At 71.6% G+C, this 416-nt stretch carries 1 protein-coding gene; it reads left to right on the forward strand.

What is annotated here, in order from left to right:
* A partial coding sequence (locus ACLZOT_RS50135; protein ID WP_416976007.1) for an SDR family NAD(P)-dependent oxidoreductase occupies positions 1 to 416 on the forward strand: 416 nt, incomplete at both ends.

The following is a 416-nucleotide window of genomic DNA, read 5'->3' on the forward strand; positions in this document are numbered from 1 at the left end:
GCTTCCTCGGGATCAAGACCGTGGCCCCGGAGCTGGAGGACGGCGGCACCATCGTCAACACCGCCTCCTACACGGCCGTGACGGGCATGGCGGCCGTGGGCACGTACTCCGCCACCAAGCACGCCATCCTCGGCCTCACCCGGGTCGCGGCCCTGGAGCTCGCGCCCCGCGGCATACGGGTCAACGCCATGTGCCCCGGCGCCATCGACACCGCGATGTCCAACCCTTCGCTCCTGGATCCGGAGGCGGATGCCGAGGAGACCTCGCGGGCGCTCGACGGGCTCTACCGCAAGCTCGTGCCGCTCGGCCGGATCGGGAAGCCGGCGGAGGTGGCCCGGCTCGCGCTGTTCCTGACCTCGGACGACTCCTCGTACATCACGGGGCAGCCGTTCGTGATCGACGGGGGCTGGCTGGCG

Origin of the sequence: Streptomyces sp. 4F14, from assembly GCF_048159485.1 — a bacterium.
GTDB lineage: Bacteria > Actinomycetota > Actinomycetes > Streptomycetales > Streptomycetaceae > Streptomyces.